Origin of the sequence: Sphaerisporangium rhizosphaerae (genome assembly GCF_042665155.1) — a bacterium.
GTDB lineage: Bacteria > Actinomycetota > Actinomycetes > Streptosporangiales > Streptosporangiaceae > Sphaerisporangium > Sphaerisporangium rhizosphaerae.
Genome location: NZ_JBHTCG010000075.1, coordinates 1 through 3,352 on the forward strand (window position 1 = coordinate 1; position 3,352 = coordinate 3,352).

Annotated in this window: 3 protein-coding genes; 1 reads left to right on the top strand and 2 read right to left on the bottom strand. The window is 67.2% G+C overall.

Features of this window, described 5'->3' with window-relative positions; translation table 11 throughout:
• The coding region (locus ACFQSB_RS40045; protein WP_380832571.1) for a sensor domain-containing protein at nucleotides 1-258 on the bottom strand (258 nt) is incomplete at its 3' end.
• Between the two features lie 1,105 nt (nucleotides 259-1,363).
• Between ACFQSB_RS40045 and ACFQSB_RS40050 the strand changes: the two genes are divergently transcribed.
• Nucleotides 1,364-1,738: a hypothetical protein gene (locus tag ACFQSB_RS40050; protein ID WP_380832573.1), complete on the top strand. Its 375-nt coding sequence runs from the start codon at nucleotides 1,364-1,366 to the stop codon at nucleotides 1,736-1,738.
• 1,155 nt (nucleotides 1,739-2,893) lie between these two features.
• On the opposite strand, the gene ACFQSB_RS40055 is transcribed toward ACFQSB_RS40050, so the two are convergent.
• Nucleotides 2,894-3,298 (bottom strand): tetratricopeptide repeat protein, encoded by a 405-nt coding sequence (locus ACFQSB_RS40055; protein WP_380832575.1) that lies wholly within the window; start codon nucleotides 3,296-3,298, stop codon nucleotides 2,894-2,896.
• Nucleotides 3,299-3,352 lie beyond the last annotated feature (54 nt).

Here is a 3,352-nt window from a genome sequence, read left to right on the forward strand (position 1 = left end):
CGTCCACACGCCGTGCAGGCGGACCGCGCGCGGAGCCAGCAACGGCCCTGCCAGCACGAGCAGCACCCCGGCCACCGCCTGCACCGGGCCCTGCGCCACCAGCGCCACCCCGGACGCCACCAGGAGCAGCGGCACCAGGAGCGGCGGCACCAGGACCGCCACGCCGCCGATCAGCGGGTCGCCGAGCAGCCAGGCGAGATCACGCCAGGTGGCCGGGTCCTTGAACACCCAGTCGAAGGTTCGCATGAAGTCGGGCACCAGGGACGTCCGGTAAAGTCTGCGGCCCTCGCGGCCGTCTCATTCTGGCCGGGGTTCGGTCGTCAGGGATCGTCAGCACCGCAGGTGAGCGGCGTCAGCACCCGTCCGTGCCCGTCACGGAATGTCCGTCTTCGTCTGTGTCGGTTGCCGAAGGAGACACCCCCATGACCATCCTGGTCGATCTGGCCGCAGCCGGCACTACCTCCACCGTCATCCTGGCCCTTCCCGCTGCCCTCTACCTGTTCTCCCGGGATACCTCCGCCGCACCCGGGCGCTGCGTCTGCTGCGCCGCTGACTCCCGCGCCTGGCCCCCGAAGCGCTTATCTCCACCCCGTCCCCCACGGGCGGCTGCGGAGCCGCACACCAGTCCAGGTACAGCGCCGCCTGCCACCGAGGCCGCGAGAATCGAGGATTACGGGACGGCTCCGAGCCGGGCGGCCCGGAACCGTGTTCGCCCAGACAGGGTCAGTCCCGGAATCCGTCCAGAAACACCCGGTCGGGAGGCTGGCGACACGCTGGTCATCTACAAGCCCGACCGCATCGCCCGCTCGGTGAAGGAACTGCTGGTCTTCCTGGAAGGCGAGCTCGCCCCGCGGGATCAACCTGCACATTCTGTCGGACATCTGTGCCGGCCTGCACCGGCCCGGCGGGCAGAGCGTGGCCGACAAGATGCTGTTCATGGTCGCGGCGATGGCCGCCGAGATGGAACGCGACCTGATCTCCGAATGCACCCTGGACGGCCTGGCGGCGGCCGCAGCCCACGGCCGCAAGGGCGGCCGCCCACAACCGTCAACCACGACCCGCTCGCCATCGCCCGCGCCCGCCGAGCCCGCGGCGAGTCGGTCACCGCCATCGCCAGCATCTGGGCATCAGCCGCCCCACGCTGTGCCGAGCGCTGGAGGACGACGAACCACCAGCGCTCGACGACACGGCCCGACGCATAACCTCCGACGCTGACACCGGCGCCGCCCGGCAGTCCGGCCCGAACGTGCAGCAGGCCGAGCTCACGACTATGGCCGAGGCCGCACCCCGCCCATGCCGTAGCCGTGGAAGCGGTGACCGAAACGGTGGCCAAGAGCTCCCTCCCCATCGACGCCCACCACCGGTGGACCAACCGACGCAAGGACACGCCACGATCCGCTACACCGCTGCCCAGATCCGCGACATGGTCACCCACCTCGAGGGATGCGAGCAGTGCTGCGGCGACGATGCCGAGATCCGCGCCTCCCTTCACGACGAGGGCCTGCCGCCAGCCGAACTGGAGGAGTACATCCGCGTGACCCAGTGGGTCACGCGGATCGCCGCCAATCAACAGCCGGGCGGATGCCCCGGCCAGATCCGCCGCCCTTCCCCGCCCCCCGCCAAGGCGGGCAGGCGGGTGAGTCTTAGACGGCGTCCCACCAGCGGCCATGACCCGGAGCGAACCAGGGCCTGCACACCGGGCAGCGCCAGGTCACCAGCTCCCGCTCCCCCCCGCTGACGTTATCGATGGCGCGCAGCGCGTCGGCGCACGACCCGCTGGTGCACAGCTCCGCGTCAGCGCGGGGTGAGGGGCGCAGAACTCCTTATGCCGACAAAGGCATATGGTCCGCCCCGTCGCCGCATCCACCAGCGGGTTCCGGCCGGGGTCATCGAAACTCGGATTGCCCGATTGCGCCGAACAAAGCGTCCCGGCTATCCCCACACCCAAAGGTCGAACCGGCCGCCCGCGTAAGGACCGCGGCACTGTAGCCACTGCTGGGTGTGATCCCGCACATAGTTGGCTCGAGCGTCACAGGACGCACGGTTTGGGTAGCTTTCCCCGGTGAAAATCCACTGGCTCGCGGCGGTCGCAGGTTCGTAGGCCACCGCTTCGGCGGTCCCATTCCCAGCAGAGGGGGCAGTGCCGGAAACCGCCTGCGCAGGGGCGGCGGCTGCCCCCAAAGCGAGGGCAGCGCCCAGGACAGTGGTCGCCAGTGATTGACGGATACGCATGATCACCTCTCGGATCGGACTTTGGTTGGTGTGCATGTCGCACCGATTGGCGCATATGTGTCGTGCCGATGCAGCGTGATCGCCTATTGCTTAGGGCGTTTTCGCTGGTGAGGGCTTTGTGGCGGTTTTTCGGACCGGTTCGGTCCGAAGGCTGCGGCTGTGAGCGGGGCTGACCTATGTGTCTGATCTCATCAAGACGCCAGGACTACGTCTGAAACTGATGGACATCGTTGACACCTGGGTTCTTCGGCCACTACGGAGATCATCTATGTTCACCGCCAGCTCCACCGCTCGACCGTAAAGCGCGTCAGCGCCTGGCGGTCATTCGTCTCGGGCAACGTCGCGCTGACCTGCCGGTGCTACGGGATCAGCAGGCAGGCGTACTACATCTGGTACCGGCGGCTACCTGGCCAAGGGCATCGAGGGTCTGCGAACCCGGTCCAAGCGGTCCCATACCAGCCTGAACGCCACCCATGTACTGGCTCTGTAACTGGCGCGGCCGATCCCGCTGATCCCTCCGCGGACGGTTGCCTGACATGGCCAAGCCGTAGCACCAAGACGCCCAGCCTGAGCAGAGGACACAGCACCCAAAGATCATGGATCTCCAACTGCGGCGCATCTAGTCCACCCAGACGGCAGATGGCGCGAACCTCGTGGGACGCTAGCCGCCATCCCCCTCTGCCAGCGCCTCCTGCACCCCGGCAAGGTTCCGTTCTGACTGCTTCGTGTCCGGATGATCATCGCCCAGAACTCGCCGCCGAACTTCCAGCGCCTGCTGCTCCAAAGCGCGGGCCTGCTGCAACTCCCCCATCTCGCGGAGGGTAATGGCAAGATCGCTCATCGAGGTCAAGGTGTCAGGGTGGTCGGCGCCCAGAACCCGCCGCCGACCCTCCAACGCCTGCTCCTCTACTGTGCGGGCCCGCTGCAGCTCCCCCAGCTCGTATAGCGTGAGGGACTGTAAGACGAACGGCTCTGTCGCAGATTCGGCTCTGTGAGCTTGTAACTCGTAGTGTGTAAAGCTGATCTTGCTGCTGGTCTTGGTCGTTTTACCTGATGCGACCTGGATAGGCCTCTGCCAGTTCGTTGAGGGCCTCGATCCAGCCGTAGGTCTTGGCGCCTT